Consider the following 18132-nt stretch of genomic DNA (forward strand, 5'->3'; position numbering starts at 1 on the left):
GGTCGACACAGAACTGTCTCGCATGATCGCTGATGAGTGCGGCCCGACGATGCGCCGCAGCCGGGCTCGAAATATGCAGAACGAAACGGATCCTGTCATGTCCAATCACACAGCAGAAACGCGGACGCGGAAAGCGGCCGCCGCAAGTCTTATCGGAAGCGCGCTCGAATGGTACGACTTCTTCTTGTATGGAACAGCCGCGGCCCTCATATTCGGCCCGCTCTTCTTTACCGGGGACGACTCTTTGACGGGTACGCTGGCCGCCTTCGGGACGTTCGCGATCGGATTCATCGCAAGACCGTTCGGCGGGGTCATTTTCGGCCACTTCGGAGATCGTGTCGGGCGTAAATCGATGCTCGTCATCACCCTGATGATGATGGGCATCTGCACTGCATTGATCGGCCTGCTCCCGACCTACGCGCAGATCGGCATGTGGGCGCCGATCCTCCTGGTGACCCTGCGCGTCATCCAAGGCATCGCGGTAGGCGGCGAATGGGGCGGTGCTGTACTGCTGATCAGCGAGAACGCCCCACCGCGTCGCCGAGGATTCTTCTCCGCCTTCAGTCAGGTCGGCGTCACGCTGGGCTTCATCCTGTCATCGTCCGTCTTTGCGCTGGTCAGCCTACTACCTGAAGACGACTTCCTTTCCTGGGGATGGAGAATTCCCTTCGTCCTGGGTTTGGTGCTCATGATTGCGGGCCTCGTGATTCGCATGAAAGTTGAAGAAACGCCGGTGTTCGAGGAGTTGCAATCGGACGGAAGTAACGTCCGTTATCCCGCGCTCGAGGCCATCAAGACGCAGCGTCGTTCCATCTTGATCACCGTGGGTGCCCGGATGGCGGAAAACGGCGGATCGTACATATTCGCAGTGTTTTCGCTTGCTTACGGCGTTCATATCGGCGTCGGAAGCGGAGTGATCCTGACGGCAATCATTGCGGCGAACATATTGGAAGCCTTCACGATGGTCGGATTCGCTGCTCTCTCTGACCGGATCGGGCGACGTCCCGTGTATCTCATCGGTGCAGTCGGTGTGATCGTGTGGGCAGCACCGTTCTTCCTGTTGATCAATACGAAGAATACGGCGTTGATCTGGATCGCGATCATCGTGGCAATCAGCATCTGTCACAGTGCCATGATCGGCACACAGCCGAGCTTCTTCAGCGAACTCTTCACTGGCAATGTGCGCTACAGCGGGCTTTCGATCGGCCATGAAGTCGCGGCGATCTTCGCCGGCGGCGTCGCTCCCCTGATCGCCACGGCGCTGCTCGCGTGGTCGGGAACGTACTGGCCCATTGCGGTGTACCTCGCATTTTTCGGTGTCCTCAGCACTATCGCTGTGATCAAGGCACCGGAAACCAGGCCCACGGATGACCTCCTGACAAGCTCGGAGTCTGCATCAGAGGCACGCCCGACGAACGAAGTGGGTGAGCGTGTATGAACCATTCCCACGCAGTCATCGTCAGCGCTGTCGAGGTTCCCTATACCCGGCACCCTGGTGATGATGTGACGACCGAAGCACTCCTCACCACAGCAATCCGCAATGCCATCTCGAATGCTGGGCTCGAATTCTCGGATGTCGACGGGCTAGGCGTCTCCAGCTTCACGCTCGGTCCCGATCACGCTGTCGATCTCGCCGTCCGAAGCGGTCTGGCACTGAGTTGGATCATGGAAGACACCAACGGCGGAGCCAGTGGGATCAATATGCTCCAGCATGCCGTACGCGCAATCGAAGCGGGAGACGCCGAAGCCATCGTTCTTGTCGCCGGCGACCGAATGACCTCGACAGAGTTTCAGGCGGTCGTCGACGAATACAACGTCATCACCAGGGACTACGTGGCGCCACTCGGTATGGGGGGTCCGAATGCCATGTTCGCGATGCTCACGCAACGTCATATGAGTCGCCATGGCCTTGACGAAACCGCTTACGGTTCCGTGGCTGTCTCTCAAAGGCGTTGGGCCACGATGAATCCTGGAGCGGTATACAGAACGGGCATGACGATGGATGACTATCTGATGTCACCCGTCGTCGCTTCACCACTACGTCGATTCGACTGCGTTCCTCCGGTTTCAGGCGCTGACGCGATCATCGTCACCAGGCAGGACCGAGTACCGGCCGGAAGGGTTGCAGTTCGTGTGCGTGCTGTCGGCGGTTCTGTGAACTTCGATCTCCATGAAGGCGACGGCCTCCGCACGGGACTTGCCGGTATCGCTCCCACGTTGTGGAATCGAGCCGGGTTGGATCCATCCGATGTCGACGTGATCAGCGTCTACGACGACTATCCGGTCATGGTGCTGATCCAACTCGCCGACATGGGCTTCGCGCCCGACGGCGATATTCGGAAACTCGCCCACCGTCTTCGTAGTGCGGACTGGCCCGTCAATACCTCGGGTGGGCAACTGTCCGCAGGCCAAGCCGGTTCTGCCGCGGGAATGCATGGCCTCGTCGAGGCTGTGACTCAACTGCTCGGCGAGGCCGAAGACCGCCAGGTTCCCGACGCACATATTGCTGCGGTGAGCGGCTACGGCATGGTCACGTATCGCTATGGCGCATGCGCCAACCTTGCCATATTGGAAAGGGTTTGATGTGGGTATCGAAATGCAGCGCTGCATCGATTGCGCACAGGCAGTGTTTCCTCCCCGAAGCATGTGTCCGCACTGCCACAGCGATGTCTTCGCGCCCGCGACGGCCAGCCGAGGGGCCATAGAGGAAACAACCCTTCAGAGCGGTTCACCGCCCATACTGTTCGGCTCCATCCGAACCGACCTCGGACCGATCGTCGTGGCAGAGATCGTCGGGGAAGGCGGGGCCCCGGGAACGGAAATCACCCTTGTATCAACGAACAAGAGGCAGACCGGTGGGTTGATCGCCGTTGTTCCGCAGCCTTCCATCAAGGAGCAGTGAAACATGCAGAACGCCGTAGCCATCACCGCACCACTTCGCGGGCTACCGCTGACCGAATGCACGATCCCGTCGCTGTTGACACGGCAAGCCGAGCAGTACGGTCCGAAGACCCTGCTGAGAATCGGGGAGTCGACATTGTCATACGCGCAGGTCCGAGACCTCGCGGCAGGCACCGCAGAAATTCTGCAGGCAAACGGGATCAGCCACGGCGACAAAGTCGCGATCCTGTCGGAGAACCGCCTCGAACTGCTACAGATCATTCTCGGATGCGCATGGATGGGTGCCGTTGCCGTACCACTGAACGCGGCACTGCAAGGTGCTCAACTCCACCACGCGCTGGAAGATTCGAACTCGCAGATACTGGCAGTCGAATCCGACCTGCTCTCCCGACTCGAGTCAGTAACGCCGCCCCCCGCTCTGGAACAGGTATGGTGCCTCGGCCCAGTCACCGAGCCGAGTGTCGACGGCTACGACGTGCGAACCATGCCTCCGATCACAGGATCAGTGCCGGCCGGCGATGTCGCTCCTGGTGATACTGCCGCCTTGCTGTACACATCCGGCACTACCGGGGTATCCAAGGGAGTGTGCTGCCCACACGCCCAGTTCTACTGGTGGGGCATCTCCGTCACAGAGCAGTTGGAGATCACCGAGGACGACACCTTGTTCACGGTGCTGCCCTTGTTCCACACCAATGCCCTCAACGCCTTCGTACAAGCGCTTGTTGCAGGAGCAACAATGGTGGTGGGGCAAAGGTTTTCGGCAAGTCGCTTCTGGGACCAGCTGAAGGAATCGAAAGCAACCATCACATATCTTCTCGGAGCTATGATCAACATCCTCTGGTCCCGGGATCCCGATCCGCTCGAGCGAGAACACTCCGCCCGGATCGCGCTCTCGCCCGCCACACCCGCAACACTGGCCGCCCCCTTCTGTGAACGTTTCGGCATCCAGCTGATCGACGGATTCGGCTCCACAGAAACCAATTCCGTTCTGACCTCGGCCCCGGACGCGCCGCGACCGGGGTACCTCGGCCAGACGCAACCCGACTACGAAGCGATCGTCGTAGACGAACATGACGCCCCAGTTCCTGACGGAACACCGGGCGAGCTCCTGCTGCGTTCGCGCGTTCCGTACGCGTTCGCGACCGGGTACTACGGGATGCCCGACAAGACCACAGAAGCTTGGCGCAACCTCTGGTTCCACACCGGAGACCGGGTGATACGCGAGCCCGACGGATGGTTCCGCTTCGTCGACCGGATGAAGGATGTCATTCGCAGGCGGGGCGAGAACATTTCATCGTTCGAAGTCGAGCAGGTCATCGGTCTACATCCAGCAGTCGAGACGGTAGCCGCATACCCAGTACCTTCGGAAATGGCCGAGGACGAAGTCATGGTGGCGATCGTCGCCAAGGCCGGCGCTGGCCTTACTCCTCAGGACATCATTGAGCACTGCCACGGACGCTTGACGAAGTTCGCCGTTCCACGATTTATCGACATTGTCGCCGATTTGCCGAAGACCGAGAACGGCAAGATTCGGAAGGTCGTTCTGCGCGAACGTGGAAGAACCCCCAGCACCTGGGATCGCGAATCCGACAAGGCTGTCATGTTAGATGGGCGCTCCCTGCACGATGCTGCGGTTGATGATCAGGGCAGCCTTTCGGTGGATCTGTAGCCGGTAGCCGACTTTCGCAGCGAGGTCACACTCCGACTGTCGTCGAGGAGTGACGCTGTCTCATCTCAGCAACCAGCGGCCCGAACGGGGCCGACTCGGACTTGACGCAGAACACATCCCACAGGGCGGGCAACCCGCCTACCCAAGCCCTCGGTTTATACCCATCTGTGCATAGAAGGTGATGTAATGACACTAGACGAACATGCCGTGCAGTCCTACGGTCAGAACACGTCTGTCCCGTCGAAGACGGAGATCCTCAATGTGGTCGGTGTCCAACGCGTTCCGGGCAGACGGGTCTTCGACAAGGTCAATCCTGTCGATGGCTCGGTCAACGTCCAGGTGCACGAGGCCGACCAGAGCGTTGTCGATCAGGCAGTCAGTGCGGCCCGCGCCTCGTTGACCGGCTCCTGGGCATCGATGCCGGTCACCACGAGAGCGGAGCTACTACGTCGTATCGCGGACGTCATCGACGAGCGATTCGAAGATCTCGTGGCAGCCGAGATCGCTGACACCGGAAAACCCGAGAAGCTGGTGCGTGAACTCGATGTCCCTCGCGCAGCACACAACTTCCGTGCTTTTGCGGACATCATTTCCAGCGCCGGCCTGGATTCCTTTCTCACTGACCTGTCCGACGGGAGCTCAGCGCTCAACTATGCAGTTCGGAAGCCACTTGGCGTCGTGGCAGTCATTGTCCCCTGGAACCTGCCCCTCCTACTCCTGACATGGAAACTCGCACCGGCACTCGCCTGCGGCAACGCGGTGGTCGTCAAACCGTCCGAGGAAACACCCTCGACCGCGACACTGCTCGCCGAGATCATGACTCAAGCCGGCCTGCCCGATGGCGTGTACAACGTCGTCCACGGCTTCGGAGTGGACTCCGCCGGCGAGTACCTGACCACGCATCCCGACGTCGACGGCGTGACCTTCACTGGTGAATCGTCGACCGGTTCGGCCATCATGCGAGCCGTTGCACCATCGGTCCGACCCGTGTCGTTCGAACTGGGCGGTAAGAACGCAGCCCTCGTCTTCGCGGATTGCGATCTGGACAAGACAATCGACGGCCTGACCCGTTCGATCTTCCTCAACACCGGGCAGGTCTGTCTGTGCACCGAACGGGTGTACATTCAGCGGCCAATCTTCGAGACGGTCGTCGAACGCCTCACCGAACGGGCCCGGCAACTCACTCTCGGCGACCCGATGAACCCGGAAACCACCACCGGTCCCCTCATCTCCCAAGAACACCGCAAGAAGGTGCTTTCCTACTTCGATCTTGCACGCAGCGAGGGGGCCACCACGGTCGTAGGTGGGGGCGTCCCACAACTCGGGCAGGACCTCGAGCGGGGAGCCTGGGTCGAGCCGACACTGTGGACAGGGTTGGACAACAGCAGTCGAGTGGTCCGCGAGGAGATCTTCGGGCCGGCGGCAGCACTGATCCCCTTTGACACCGAAGAAGAAGCCATCCGCATGGCAAACGACACCAAATACGGCTTGGCCGCAGCAGTATGGACGACCGATCTACAGCGCGGTCACCGGGTAGCTCAGCAAATGGAAGTGGGGATGGCATGGGTCAACACGTGGTATCTGCGCGACCTGCGCTCACCGTTCGGTGGGGTTGGACTCTCAGGAATCGGGCGTGAGGGCGGAATGCACTCGCTGCACTTCTACTCTGAGCCCACCAACGTGTGCGTGCAGTTGTGAGGACCGAGTTCACTAAAGTGAGGAAAGCTGTGCACCACACCGAATTCGCGCAGATCGCTCGGCAACTCGCCGACGCAACAGACAGCGGGCAGGCCATCCCACAGGTCGCCGAGCAAGCCGGCCTCGATCTGACCGACGCCTACGCTGTCCAGCACGCGGGCATTTCCCTTCGGAAGGATCGCGGCGAGAGCACAGTCGGGGTCAAACTCGGCTTCACCAGTCGAGCCAAAGCCGAACAGATGGGCGTATCCGACATCATCATCGGAACCTTGACCTCCTCCATGGGAGTATCGAACGGCGGTGAAATCGATCTCACGCGAGGCGTTCACCCCCGAATCGAGCCCGAGGTCGCATTCCTGTTCGGTCATCCCGCTGGCGGCCAGAACGATCCGGATACTACCCCGGTCGTGACTCATATTGCTCCGGCGCTCGAAGTGATAGACAGTCGATTCGAGGCCTTCAAGTTCAGCCTCGAGGACGTGGTTGCCGACAACACGTCGGCATCGGCATTCGTCATCGGCAACTGGGTGCCGGTCGAAAAGGTCGAAGGACGCCTCGATCTGAGCAAGCAACCTGTCTTCCTCTTCGAGGACGACGACGTGATCGCCGAGGGCACCACCGCTGACATCCTCGGCAATCCATGGGAAGCCATCGCCGCAGCACAGCGCATGTCGGCGACCTATGGACACGAGATCACAGCCGGCTCGATCCTGCTCGCCGGCGCGGCGACGTCGGCCGCACCGATCACGGTCGGGCACTCGTACCGCGCCATGGTCTACGGGCTGGGCACCGTCTCGGTCCGGACAGGAGATGCACGCAACCATGGTTGAGTCGAAAGTCATCGAAGGAAAGGCCACTCCTCGCGGACGCTTCCCCCACGTGAAGGTGGTCGGCAATCTGGTCTACGTTTCCGGCACCAGTAGTCGTCGGCCCGACAACTCGTTCGAAGGCGTGAAAGTTGACCATCTCGGGGTGGTCGATCTCGACATTCGAACTCAGACACGCGCTGTGATCGAGAACATCTCAGACATCCTTCGCACGGTCGGAGCGGATCTGAGCAATCTTGTTCAGATCACGACGTATCTCGTCAACATGAATGACTTCGGCGGATACAACGAGATCTACGGAAGTTACTTCGACGACGATGGGCCGACGAGAACCACAGTCGCTGTCCATCAACTCCCGCACCCGCACCTACTCATTGAGATTCAGGCTGTTGCCTGGCTTCCGATAAGGAGCTGATCATGACCGCCATACCGCCTGTCTTCGACTTCGAGCGCTGGATCAAGGAGCACGAAGACGAACTCCAGCCGCCGGTGAACAACGCGCAGATGTGGGAACCCATGGGCGACTTCATCGTCCAAGTGGTCGGCGGCCCGAACGAGCGCACCGACTACCACCTCGACCCGTACGAGGAGTGGTTCTACCAGTATCGGGGCGATATGCACATCAACCTCATGACCAAGGACGGCCCACAGCGCATCGACCTCCGGGAAGGCGAGATGTGGCTGCTTCCGCGGAATCTGTACCACTCTCCGCAGCGTCCTGAGCCGGGCTCGATCGGCATCGTCATCGAGCGCATCCGAAAGGAGGGCACCCTCGAGAAGTTCAACTGGTTCTGCCCGGAGTGCAATCACCTCGTCCATGAGATCGAACTTCAGGTTCGTCACATCGTCGAGGATCTGCCGCCGGTCTTCCAAGAATTCTACGACTCGGAAGAAGCCCGCACCTGCGGCAACTGCGGTGCGCTGCATCCTGGGAAGGGGTAGACATGGGCGCGATTGATATCCATACCCACTCGGTTCCTCGCCAGTGGCCGGATCTGGGTGCTGGCAAGCCCTGGCTGCGCATCGACAGCGAGCGTGACGCGATGATCATGATCGACTCACGGGAGTTCAGACCGATCGGGGCTGAATGCTGGGACCCTGACATCCGGCTTCGCGATATGGATGACGACAATATCGACATTCAGGTCGTGTCACCGACTCCGGTGTTCTTCAACTACGACGCATCCCCACGTGAGGGCGAGAAGATCGCACGAATCTTCAACGATCTCGCCATCGAGATGTGTGCACCGGTGGGCCCACGGCTTGTCCCGTTCTGCCAGGTCCCGCTCCAGAACACTGACGCGGCATGTCGAGAACTTGAACGTGCCGTTCAGGCAGGACATCGGGGCGTCGAGATCGGGAACCATGTCGGTGACCGAGATTTGGACGACGCAGGAATTGTGACTTTCCTGCAGCACGCGGCAGCTCTGGACGTCCCGGTGTTCGTTCATCCCTGGGACATGCCCGATTCGCCTCGACTCGACCGCTGGATGGCACGGTGGCTCACAGGCATGCCATCGGAGACTCACCTCTCGATCATCGCGATGATTCTCGGTGGCGTGTTCGACCGGATTCCACCCTCCCTGCGCATCTGTTTCGCCCATGGCGGTGGATCTTTCAGCTTCTGGCTTGGGCGTTTCGAGAACGCGTGGCATCAGCGGTCGGACCTGATTGCAAAATCCGCGCTACCACCGTCGCACTACCTCGACCGTTTCAGCGTCGACTCGGTGGTGTTTCATCCCAGCGCGCTGCGCAATTTGGTGGAAACACTCGGCAGCAGCCAGGTGATGGTCGGTTCCGACTACCCGTATCCGCTCGGCGAGCGACCAGCAGGTGAGGTTGTACGACGCTCCGACTTCCTCACGGAAGCACAAACCGCGGCCATCCTCCACGGAAACGCACGTCGCTACCTCGGTGAGGCCACTGTAGAGCTCGGCTTGAAAAAGCAAGCGCCGCCCTCACCTCGGTGAGGGCGCACGTCGTAGAAGCCCGGTCGACGGGTTCGGCGGGAGACTCCGTTCGCGTACGATTCAGCGACGCAAGGGATGACCGGAGCCCTCGATGGCATCGCTATGCCGTCGCAGTGACGCTGACAAAGCGGGAACCGATCCAAGACCGAGGCAGCGTTGGTGGGGCGTTGTCAGGACCCCCGGCAACACCCACCACACTCGAACGGGCATATCTGAGGTTGCCCCTTGAAGGTGGACACCGGATTTCATGCAGCGAGTGACAGCGTAGACGGTGCGTGAAGTTGCCGCTCGAACTCCACCGGTGTGAGATATCCCAGGGAGGAATGGCGACGACGCCGGTTGTAGTACGCAAGCCACTCGAACAGCTCCGTCCGAACATGGCTCTTCGAGGACCAACTGCGGCCGTGCAGCCACTCTCTCTTGAGTCCTTAAAAGAACGATTCGGCGAGGGCATTGTCGTAGCTCGACCCAATCCGGCCTCGACTCGGTCGGATGCCATGCCGATGGCAAACATCAACGAAAGTTGCTGCAGTGTATTGCGATCCACGATCGCTATGGAAGATTACGCCACTGACGTCACCACCGCGAGTGTGCACCGCCATCTCGATCGCATCCGTCACGAGGTCGGTGCGCATGTGGTCGGCGATAGACCAGCCCACCACCCGACGTGAGTAGATGTCGATCACCGTCGCCAGATACATCCACGACGATCCCATCGGGATGTAGGTTATGTCGCCGCACCATTTCGTATCGACAGTCGTGGCGGTGAAGTCCCGCCGCACCAGATCCGGAACCGGCGGCGCTGCTGTATCCGGGGTCGTCGTGCGTCGGGAACGGCGCAGGTGCCGGCCGACGATGCCGTGAGAGCGCATCAGCCGGGTCACCCTTTTGCGGTTGATTGCGCATCCGCGGGAGCGGAGTTCGGCGTGTACTCGAGGGGCGCCGTAGGCGCTGCGATGCTCGAAGTGGATGGCACGGATCTCAGCGACCATCGCCGCTTCCTCGGCTCGGCGCTCGATACGGGCCGGCTCGGCGGCCAGGTGCTTGTAGTAGCCGGAGCGGGAGATCCCGAGAACCCGGCACAGCCGCTGGACACCGAACTCGGCACGATATGTCGAGATGAAGTCCCAGCGGCGGGGTCTTCACTTCACCTCTTTGGCGAAATACGCGGCTGCCCGGCGCAAGATCTCGCGTTCGAGCTGCCATTCCTTCTCCGCACCGCGCAGCCGGACGTTTTCCGCCCGCAACCGCGCCAGTTCCTGCGCCTCGGTTTCTGCACCCACACCGATGCGATCACCAGACCGCGCCGTGCGAGCGGTGTCCTGACGGACCCAGGTGCGCAGAGTCTCCCCGCTGATCCCCAGATCCGCGGCCACCGTCGCGTAGGTGCGGGTGCCGTCGGCTGCCCGATACAACGCGACCGCATCCCTCCTGAACTCCTCCGGATACATCGATTGACGTCCCACCTCGACATCCCTTCCTGGACCCTCTGGGTCCATTGTCAGGGTGTCCACTCCAAGGGGGCAGCCCTCATATCCACCTCGTCTCAGTTCGTTGTCTGCCACGGTGTGAGACGCTGTGATCATCCGACACGTCAAGAAGGACCGCAGACTGGGGGACGGGCTGCTCGTGATCGCCGCTACCGTCACCCCGGGATGCTTACTGAACAACCATGGTCGTACCGACTGCCTTTTTGAAAGGGTGGTGGGTGCTGAACCCGGTAGCCGCTGGGCCACTGCTGTGGATGCTCGCCCTTCGAGGGCCAATAGCAGTTCCGCAGGACCCGGCGGCCCGGCGTTGAGACTGGCGATAGGGCCATGCGCTTCGAGCGCCTTGCAGTGAGCGACCAGCACCAACGCCTTCCACCTGGTAAAGCATTCCGACGATGCGGAGAAGATACGTATGCAGAAACCAAGTGCGATAGCTGGGATCGACTGGGCCGCTGAACGTCACGCGGTATGTGTCCTCGACAGCGACGGCCGGATGATCGAGCGGTTCGACATCACACACGATAGCCAGGTGCTTCGCGCGATGGTGTCCCGGCTCCGGAAGAATGGGGTGGCCACGGTAGCGATCGAGCGCGGCGACGGGCCGGTCGTGCAGGTATTGATCGATGCCGGCCTCGCGGTGTTCGTTGTCCCGTCACGTCAGATCAAAGCCTTGCGGACCCGTTACGGCTCTGCCGGCAACAAAGATGATCGTCTCGACGCGTACGTCCTCGCGGACACGCTACGCACCGACGGGCACCGGTGGAGGCCGCTGCGGGAGGATCACCCGGAGACGGAAGGTATTGCGGGCGATGTGCCGGGCTCGCTAGGAGCTCGTAGAGATGCGTGTGCAGGTGATGAACCAGCTCCGGTGCAACCTCGAACTTGCGTTCCCTGGGGCCCTCGGGTTCGCCCTCGACTCGACAATCCTGCAAACACGAACAAACCGTGTTTCGTTGGTCGTGCGCCGGGGTCATGGACTTCGCGAACGGCAGCCGCCTCGGCGACGAGTGGGCGATGAGCGTCTACCAGCGGGCCATCGCCAAAGGCTGTCGACACCCTCATGCCATCCGGATCTTTGCACGCGCCTGGATCCGCATCATCTGGCGCTGCTGGGCAAGACGAAATACCCTTCAGTCCGCAACTACACACCAGTCGAAAACTCTCAGCTGCTTGACATAGGGCACTTCTATATCTGTCAAGCATCCCGAGGAAACGATACGGCAGTGACGCTTACGGAAGACTTGTCTGGTCACGTAGCGTTTGAGTACAACACTGGGATTTCCTTGGTGGTGCAACCTTCCGCACGTCGCCGTGCGACGTAGGCGCGGGTATCCGGATCGGTCCTCACCCGGACGACCAGCGCCGGTCGCCGCCACGATTGAGCCGGTGTCGCATGGTGTTTCCAGAGGACGCCGGGATCGGGCAGGTCCCCGCGAGGGACGCGAAAGCCCCCTCGCTGCGGACACGCCCTGGGTGCGACCATGCGATGAGGATCGACGCGGCGACCACGGCACCGACGCCGGGGAGGTCGACCAGTTTCGGGGCGCAGGCCTTGACGACGGCATCGAGCTTCTTGCGGTTGTCGGCAAGCTCGGACTCGAGCGCGCAGATTTCTCCGCGCCAACCGGACCGCCTCGTGGCGACAGGTGTGCAGCACGGCGTCCTCGTCACGGCGCCGTCAAGCGCAGATCGTCGAAATTTGGCTGTGGGCCAAGGGCTTACGTGCGTCAATGCCGAGGTCGACGGTGCGGACGAGTGCAGTCAATGCAGTGATCGCACGGGTGCGCTCGCAGGTCATCTGCTCCCGGGCGACCACGAGAACACGCATCGCCACACGCGGGCCATCCGCGCGGGGCGTACGGAGCCTCGCCAGGTCGATACTCAGCACGGACCGCGCGATCCAGTCCCGAGCACGGTCGAGTCCTGCCGCACTGACGGGGAACGTCGCCGGCGCCCCTGGCGCGCCGGTGGCTGCTGTCACGACGTTCATTGTGTGGGTTGCGGCGTGTGTGTCGACACCGATGACGTGTTGGTAGTGGTCTGCGACGATGGTCATTGCGGCGGTTCTCCTTTCCAACGGGCGGACGTCGTGTTCCGGCGTCGGTCCGGAAGGAGCTTCGAGGCAGGCCTGTAATGGGCCACAACCTGGGTAAACAGGTCGGGCAGGCTTCTAATCAAGCCACCGAAGCGAGACCGGGCCAGCGTCGCCGCCGCTCGAGCGATGGACAGATCCCGGGAAGTGTACCCCCAGGCAGGGGGCAAGACGATTCACGAGTCACAGCGGATGAGGGCGACGACACCGATCCTGTCAGCCAGCCCCGGGCCGGCCACTGCCAACACTTACAGACGATTCACTGCGCTCGCAGTACGCTGACCTGTGGGTCTGCTGACGTAAGTGTCCTGAGTGGTTGATCGGATATTGCGTTGGTCAATTCCACGAACCAGCGCTGCGGGTCTGTATCAGGGTTGCGTGCGTGCATGGTACGGGGTGGGCAGGCGTAGCTGTCGATACGAGAGTTGCGGGTGGTCGGTGAGAGGTCTGCGATCAGGAGCAACTCCGATTTCACAAATTGGGTCTTGCAGTAATCCAGATCACCAGTCATCCTAAGTGCATCCAAAAGTGTATCCAGTTAGGAGACGTCTGGTGACTGCTCTGAACAAGCCCGAGACAGTGACTCGACCCTTGTCCGTGTCCGACCCTCGACACGCCGAAGCAGCGGATTTCCTGCACTACGAGGCCGAGTTGCTCGATGGTCTCGCCGAGCGCACATGGCTCACCGAACTTGTCAGCCGCGACATCGTGTACCGGATTCCGGTCCGCGAAACCGTCGAACGAGCGCGCGGCCGCGGATTCCACTCGTCAACGTTCCATCTCGACGAGACATACGGGTCGCTGGATTCACGGGTCACCCGCGGGGAGACGAAGTACGCCTGGGCGGAGGACCCGCCATCGCGGGTGCGCCACTTCGTCACCAACATCCGGGTCCGACCGACCCTTGACTCGGATCCCGACCTGCTCGACGTCAGGAGCAATCTCCTGATCTACCGCACGCGTCAGGAGCAGACGACGCCGCAGCTTCTCTCGGGCGAGCGGCACGACATCCTGCGCCGGGAGGAGGGTCGATGGCGCCTGCTGCAGCGGGTGGTCTATCTGGATCTCACCGTGATCGGAACGCACAACTTCGCCCTCTTCTTCTGACGATTTCTCGTCCTACACGCAAATCAGGAAGTGCAGCCATGAACCCCGTGATCAATAGAGGTCAGCCTGAGACCAAGCCGGCATCGACCCTGAAGCCGACGGTCCGTGAAGTGATGGACCGCATCGACGACGGTCTGTCACGCGGCCGGGTCCCCGCCGAGATATTCGGTAATCCCGACATCTATCAAGCTGAACTGCGTCGAATCTTCGGCCGTGCCTGGGTGTTCATGGCGCACGAGTCGGAGATCGAAGCGAACGGCGACTATGTCGTCCGCAAGATCGGCGAAGATTCGTTCGTCGTCACCCGCGACGAACACGGACAGATCCACGTCCTGTTCGACGCATGTCGCCACCGGGGCGTGCAAATCTGCCGATCCGACTCCGGGAACTCCTCCCACTTCCGATGCCCCTATCACGGCTGGACATACTCATCGGATGGATCCCTTGTCGGGGCACCCCTGTGGAAAAATGCACTCGGAGGCATGACGAAGGAGAACAACGGTCTCGCCAAGGCAGCCCAGGTGGAGTCCTTCCACGGCTTGATCTTCGCGACCCTCGACCCGACTGCCCCACCGCTGCGGACTTACCTCGGGGGCATGGCCTGGTACCTCGACCTCGTCTTCGGTCTGGACAAGGACGGTGTCGAAATGCTTGGCGCGCCACAACGTTTCGTCGTCGATGCCAACTGGAAATCCGGTGCAGACAACTTCTCCGGCGACGACTACCACCTCGGCACCCTGCACAAATCGGTGTGGAGCATCGGCGCCTTCCCGGTCCCGTTCAGCGAGAACATGATGGGGTACCACATTCAGGCCTCGCCGGGGCACTCGTTGTCGTTCTCCATGGCCGAGTACGCCGACGAGCCAGGACCCAACTTCTTCGGGTTTCCCGAATCGATTTCGAAGCACTTCGACAGCGTCAACATCTCACCCGAACAACTCGAGGTGGCTCGCCGATCGCGGGTGTTCGTCGGGAACGTGTTCCCCAACTTCTCGATTCTGGCCCTGCCGATGACCGAGGACGGTGCCAACCATGCACCGACCGGCATCCTCACCATCCGAACCTGGCAGCCCAAGGGGCCCGGGCAGATCGAGATCTGGAACTGGTTCGTCGGTTACAAGAATATGACACCCGAGCAGAAGGAGCGGACCTACCACGCGGCCCTCGGCACCTTCTCGCTCGGCGGGTCGTTCGAGATGGACGATACCGAACCGTGGCTCACGGTGACGCGCACCGGTGGTTCGGTGGCCGGTGAACTCCTCGGATTCGAATTGAACTACGAGATGGGCATGCCCGGAATCGGCATGGCAACACCGGTGTCCGACTGGCCTGGCCCCGGAAAGGTGTACTGGACACGCTACGAGGAAGGCGTCCAACGCAACCTGTACCAGTTCTACGCCGACATGATGCGCGCGGAGCAGGGCGAATGGCCGGAGTTCGAGTTTTGACCGCCCATGACGCCGTCCGCGACAAGTATGTGGCAGGGGGTTTGCTCGGACGACTGACACCGGGACACAACATCGGCGTGGTTGTTGTCGACCTCCAATACGGGTTCACTGAAGCCGAGTACGGTCCGGGCTTCGATCTCGACCAGGTCGTGGCGGACACGCGCACGTTGGTAGACGCGGCCCGCAGCCGGGGGATACCCGTGTGGTTCACCACCATCGCATTCCCGGCGGACGGAGACGGCAGGGGCGCCACCTGGCTCGCCAAGATGCCCGCACTCTCGGGATTGCGCGAAGGCGAGCGCAGCACCCGGATCGACGAGCGCCTGGCGATGCGTTCCGACGAGAAGCTCGTCATCAAGCAGACGGCCTCCGCATTCGCACACACCGACCTCGCGCAGCAGCTCCATGCAGCCGAGGTCGACACGATCCTCGTTACCGGCGCCACCACCTCCGGCTGTATTCGCGCCACCGTCGTCGACGCCTGCGCTGCGGACATTCCCGCGTTCGTGGTCCGCGAATGCGTGGGCGATCGCGAAGCAGCACCGCACGACGCGTCTCTGTTCGACATAGAGGCGAAGTACGGCGATGTCGTCTCACTCAACGAAGCACTCGACCTTGTCAGGGGAAAGCCATGACAATCGCGATCGACAGGGCTCTGTACCGTGCCCCCTCGCTCGACACGCCCGCCCGGGTCGTCGAATCCACGCCACCGAGACTTGTGCTTCCCGGAGTCGGCAGCGGAGACTGGGGATTGCGAAACGAACGTGAACTCGGCTTCTTCGGCGAACCCGTCGATGGGCCCGCATTTCTCGCGGAGCTCGAGCGGTCGGGCTTGCGAGGACGTGGCGGCGCCGGCTTCCCCGCCCACCGTAAGTGGGCCACGGTCGCAGCGGCAGCCGGACCGAAGGTCGTCGTGGCCAACGGGCACGAAGGCGAACCGGCCTCGCTCAAGGACACGTGGTTGCTCACTCGTCGACCCCACCTCGTCCTCGACGGGTTGCTCCTGGCCGCCGCGGTGGTCGGAGCCGACGACGCCCTCGTGTACGCGTCTCATCCGGAGGCCGTGGCCGCCGTGGAACGCGCGATCGGGGAGATTCGTTCGGCAGGGCTGGTGCCCGAGAATGTGCGCCTGCGCGTGCACCTCGCGGAGGACACCTACGTTGCCGGCGAGGAATCCGCAGTCTGTCAGTCCATCAACGGTTTCCCCGCCAAACCGACGAGCAAGCCACCACGCCCCTACCAACAGGGCGTGAACGGGCTTCCGACACTGGTCAGCAATGTCGAGACTCTCGCGCACGCGGCGTGGATCCATGTGCACGGTGCCACCGAGTTCGCGTCGGTCGGTAGCGGATCATCCAAGGGTACAGCGTTGTTCACGCTCACCGGCGCGTGTTCGTCACCAGGTGTATACGAAATGTCCTTGGGGCGACCGGTACTCGACCTTGCCACCGCAGGCACGATGGCTGGGACGATGACAGGAATGCTGATCGGGGGATGGTTCGGCGGCATCCTCACCGGCGACCACAGCGCTCTGCACTGCTGCTACGACGCGGTTCGCGCCGCCGGTAGTGGTCTCGGCTGCGCCGCGGTCACCGTCCTGGGTCCCGATGACGACATCATCGAGATCGCCGGTGAACTCAGTGCCTGGTTCCGGCAGGAATCCGCGATGCAGTGCGGAATCTGTGTGAGCGGCACGAACGCGATCGCCCGCGCCTTCCGGCAGGTCCTCAGCGGCAGTCACGACCCCGCCCACCGGCATAACCTGATGCGCTGGGGAACGACGACTCCCGGACGCGGAGCATGCGGCTTCGCCGACGGGGCATTCACGCTTGCGCGTACTGCCGGAGCCGAACTCGCTCGCCGGGAAGAGAACTCGAGCAAAGGAGTGCTGCCGTGAAAGTCGAGCACAAGACCGAGGTCATGAAAGTCGCTGTCGACGCAACCAAGTGCGACGGGTACGGCATCTGTTTCGACGTGTGCCCGTCGGTTTTCCGCTCGGACGAGTGGGGCTATGCCGCTGCTGCCGGAGACGGAACAGTTCCGGAACGCGACCAGGACAAGGCGCGCCGAGCTATTTCACTATGCCCTGAGCAGGCAATCCGCGAAATTTTCTGAGTCTCCACACACCATAGTTTTCGAAGGAGTTCATCGTGTATCTCGGACTGGACAAAGGCATCGCCCTGGTCACCGCTGCATCGCGAGGTATCGGCCGCGCGACCGCCGAGCGTCTCGCAATGGAGGGGATGACCGTCGTCGTGGCGGCGCGCAGCGTCGGCACGGAACGTGAAGATCTCGGTGAAGGACACATCGTCCCCATCGAGGCCGACCTCGGTGATGCCGCGGCGACGGCCACCCTCGTCGATACTGTCGTTGAACAATATGGAAGCCTCGACGTCGCGGTGCTCAACACGCCCGGCCCACCCATCGTCTCTGCTCTCGGCACGTCGTGGTCGGATTGGCAGAAAGCTCATGACCTGCTGCTGCGCCCGATCGTCCAGCTCGGGATCGCGGCAGCACGACAGATGCAAACGCAGCGTCGCGGCTCGATCGTCCTGATGTCGTCCACGTGGGTACGGCAGCCGGCAGCCGGTGGCGTACTCTCCGCGTCGTACCGCTCCGCGGCGTCCGCGTTCGTGAAGACGTTGTCGAGCGAAGTGGCCGGCGACGGCGTGCGAGTCAACCAGGTGATGCCCGGTGCGACGGGAACCGACCGGATGCAGGGCATCGTCGAGATGAAATCACGCAACAACGGCACCACGGTCGACGCCGAGATCGCGAAAGTGGTGCAGGACATCCCCATGGGCCGGTGGGCGGAGGCCAGCGAGATCGCGGACACCGTTGCGTTCCTGGCCTCTCCGCGCGCCGCATTCATCACCGGCACGTCCCTGTCCGTGGACGGCGGCGCAGTGCGCGCCGCGCACTGACAACCG

At 62.0% G+C, this 18132-nt stretch carries 16 protein-coding genes and 2 pseudogenes; 16 read left to right on the forward strand and 2 right to left on the reverse strand.

Annotated features, from left to right (window positions below; translation table 11 throughout):
* Positions 1-22 precede the first annotated feature (22 nt).
* The 9 genes from ACZ46K_RS06580 (at position 23) to ACZ46K_RS06620 (ending at position 9065) form a co-directional block, all read left to right on the forward strand.
* Complete coding sequence (locus ACZ46K_RS06580) at positions 23-1438, forward strand: MFS transporter (protein WP_464747269.1); 1416 nt, start codon at positions 23-25, stop codon at positions 1436-1438.
* Positions 1435-2583 carry a thiolase family protein gene (locus ACZ46K_RS06585; protein ID WP_054804891.1) on the forward strand — a complete coding sequence of 383 codons (1149 nt, stop codon included), beginning with the start codon at positions 1435-1437 and terminating at the stop codon, positions 2581-2583. The genes ACZ46K_RS06580 and ACZ46K_RS06585 overlap by 4 nt, the downstream gene beginning before the upstream one ends.
* A gap of 13 nt (positions 2584-2596) precedes the next feature.
* Positions 2597-2902 carry a Zn-ribbon domain-containing OB-fold protein gene (locus tag ACZ46K_RS06590; protein ID WP_464749251.1) on the forward strand — a complete coding sequence of 102 codons (306 nt, stop codon included), beginning with the start codon at positions 2597-2599 and terminating at the stop codon, positions 2900-2902.
* A gap of 3 nt (positions 2903-2905) precedes the next feature.
* On the forward strand, positions 2906-4570 hold the full coding sequence (locus ACZ46K_RS06595; protein WP_464747271.1) for an ATP-dependent acyl-CoA ligase: 1665 nt from the start codon (positions 2906-2908) through the stop codon (positions 4568-4570).
* A gap of 186 nt (positions 4571-4756) precedes the next feature.
* Positions 4757-6268 (forward strand): 2-hydroxymuconic semialdehyde dehydrogenase, encoded by a 1512-nt coding sequence (locus ACZ46K_RS06600; protein WP_464747272.1) that lies wholly within the window; start codon positions 4757-4759, stop codon positions 6266-6268.
* A gap of 29 nt (positions 6269-6297) precedes the next feature.
* Positions 6298-7098, forward strand: coding sequence for a 2-keto-4-pentenoate hydratase (locus tag ACZ46K_RS06605; RefSeq protein ID WP_464747274.1), 801 nt, complete (start codon positions 6298-6300; stop codon positions 7096-7098).
* The gene (locus ACZ46K_RS06610; RefSeq protein WP_054804888.1) at positions 7091-7510 is read left to right on the forward strand and encodes a RidA family protein; all 420 of its coding nucleotides are present in this window, start codon (positions 7091-7093) and stop codon (positions 7508-7510) included. Before ACZ46K_RS06605 ends, ACZ46K_RS06610 begins: the two co-directional genes overlap by 8 nt.
* A 2-nt stretch (positions 7511-7512) precedes the next feature.
* Positions 7513-8037, forward strand: a complete 525-nt coding sequence (locus tag ACZ46K_RS06615) for a 3-hydroxyanthranilate 3,4-dioxygenase (RefSeq protein ID WP_054804887.1) — start codon at positions 7513-7515, stop codon at positions 8035-8037.
* A 2-nt stretch (positions 8038-8039) separates the two neighbouring features.
* A complete protein-coding gene (locus tag ACZ46K_RS06620; RefSeq protein WP_054804886.1) occupies positions 8040-9065 on the forward strand; it encodes an amidohydrolase family protein in 1026 nt (341 codons plus the stop codon).
* Positions 9066-9310: 245 nt separating this feature from the next.
* Here the strand turns inward: ACZ46K_RS06620 and ACZ46K_RS06625 are convergent.
* Positions 9311-10531, reverse strand: a pseudogene (locus ACZ46K_RS06625) (IS3 family transposase).
* Between the two features lie 517 nt (positions 10532-11048).
* Between ACZ46K_RS06625 and ACZ46K_RS06630 the strand changes: the two are divergent.
* Positions 11049-11573: an IS110 family transposase gene (locus tag ACZ46K_RS06630; protein WP_054804884.1), complete on the forward strand. Its 525-nt coding sequence runs from the start codon at positions 11049-11051 to the stop codon at positions 11571-11573.
* A gap of 112 nt (positions 11574-11685) precedes the next feature.
* Here ACZ46K_RS06630 and ACZ46K_RS06635 read toward each other — a convergent pair.
* A pseudogene (locus ACZ46K_RS06635) lies at positions 11686-12611 on the reverse strand (transposase).
* Positions 12612-13199: 588 nt separating this feature from the next.
* Between ACZ46K_RS06635 and ACZ46K_RS06640 the strand changes: the two are divergent.
* Genes ACZ46K_RS06640 through ACZ46K_RS06665 form a run of 6 tightly spaced genes read left to right on the forward strand, consistent with a single transcriptional unit; the run spans position 13200 to position 18126 of the window.
* Positions 13200-13754: an aromatic-ring-hydroxylating dioxygenase subunit beta gene (locus tag ACZ46K_RS06640; RefSeq protein ID WP_464747276.1), complete on the forward strand. Its 555-nt coding sequence runs from the start codon at positions 13200-13202 to the stop codon at positions 13752-13754.
* Positions 13755-13792: 38 nt separating this feature from the next.
* Positions 13793-15202 (forward strand): aromatic ring-hydroxylating oxygenase subunit alpha, encoded by a 1410-nt coding sequence (locus ACZ46K_RS06645; RefSeq protein WP_464747278.1) that lies wholly within the window; start codon positions 13793-13795, stop codon positions 15200-15202.
* Positions 15199-15837, forward strand: coding sequence for an isochorismatase family protein (locus ACZ46K_RS06650; protein ID WP_464747280.1), 639 nt, complete (start codon positions 15199-15201; stop codon positions 15835-15837). The genes ACZ46K_RS06645 and ACZ46K_RS06650 overlap by 4 nt, the downstream gene beginning before the upstream one ends.
* The gene (locus ACZ46K_RS06655; protein WP_054804879.1) at positions 15834-17099 is read left to right on the forward strand and encodes an NADH-ubiquinone oxidoreductase-F iron-sulfur binding region domain-containing protein; all 1266 of its coding nucleotides are present in this window, start codon (positions 15834-15836) and stop codon (positions 17097-17099) included. The genes ACZ46K_RS06650 and ACZ46K_RS06655 overlap by 4 nt, the downstream gene beginning before the upstream one ends.
* Entirely contained in the window at positions 17096-17317 is a 222-nt protein-coding gene (locus ACZ46K_RS06660; RefSeq protein WP_440126699.1) for a ferredoxin, read from the forward strand. The genes ACZ46K_RS06655 and ACZ46K_RS06660 overlap by 4 nt, the downstream gene beginning before the upstream one ends.
* A gap of 35 nt (positions 17318-17352) precedes the next feature.
* Positions 17353-18126 (forward strand): SDR family oxidoreductase, encoded by a 774-nt coding sequence (locus ACZ46K_RS06665; protein WP_464747282.1) that lies wholly within the window; start codon positions 17353-17355, stop codon positions 18124-18126.
* Positions 18127-18132: the final 6 nt, after the last annotated feature.

This window comes from Rhodococcus sp. JCM 9793 (genome assembly GCF_055380405.1).

Excerpts from the sequence above, each read along its gene's own strand:
- ACZ46K_RS06655 (WP_054804879.1), top strand. The coding sequence starts at position 15,834 with ATGACAATCGCGATCGACAGGGCTCTGTACCGTGCCCCCTCGCTCGAC.
- ACZ46K_RS06590 (WP_464749251.1), top strand. The coding sequence starts at position 2,597 with ATGCAGCGCTGCATCGATTGCGCACAGGCAGTGTTTCCTCCCCGAAGC.
- ACZ46K_RS06585 (WP_054804891.1), top strand. The coding sequence starts at position 1,435 with ATGAACCATTCCCACGCAGTCATCGTCAGCGCTGTCGAGGTTCCCTAT.
- ACZ46K_RS06645 (WP_464747278.1), top strand. The coding sequence starts at position 13,793 with ATGAACCCCGTGATCAATAGAGGTCAGCCTGAGACCAAGCCGGCATCG.
- ACZ46K_RS06620 (WP_054804886.1), top strand. The coding sequence starts at position 8,040 with ATGGGCGCGATTGATATCCATACCCACTCGGTTCCTCGCCAGTGGCCG.
- ACZ46K_RS06595 (WP_464747271.1), top strand. The coding sequence starts at position 2,906 with ATGCAGAACGCCGTAGCCATCACCGCACCACTTCGCGGGCTACCGCTG.
- ACZ46K_RS06600 (WP_464747272.1), top strand. The coding sequence starts at position 4,757 with ATGACACTAGACGAACATGCCGTGCAGTCCTACGGTCAGAACACGTCT.
- ACZ46K_RS06615 (WP_054804887.1), top strand. The coding sequence starts at position 7,513 with ATGACCGCCATACCGCCTGTCTTCGACTTCGAGCGCTGGATCAAGGAG.
- ACZ46K_RS06610 (WP_054804888.1), top strand. The coding sequence starts at position 7,091 with ATGGTTGAGTCGAAAGTCATCGAAGGAAAGGCCACTCCTCGCGGACGC.
- ACZ46K_RS06630 (WP_054804884.1), top strand. The coding sequence starts at position 11,049 with ATGATCGAGCGGTTCGACATCACACACGATAGCCAGGTGCTTCGCGCG.
- ACZ46K_RS06580 (WP_464747269.1), top strand. The coding sequence starts at position 23 with ATGATCGCTGATGAGTGCGGCCCGACGATGCGCCGCAGCCGGGCTCGA.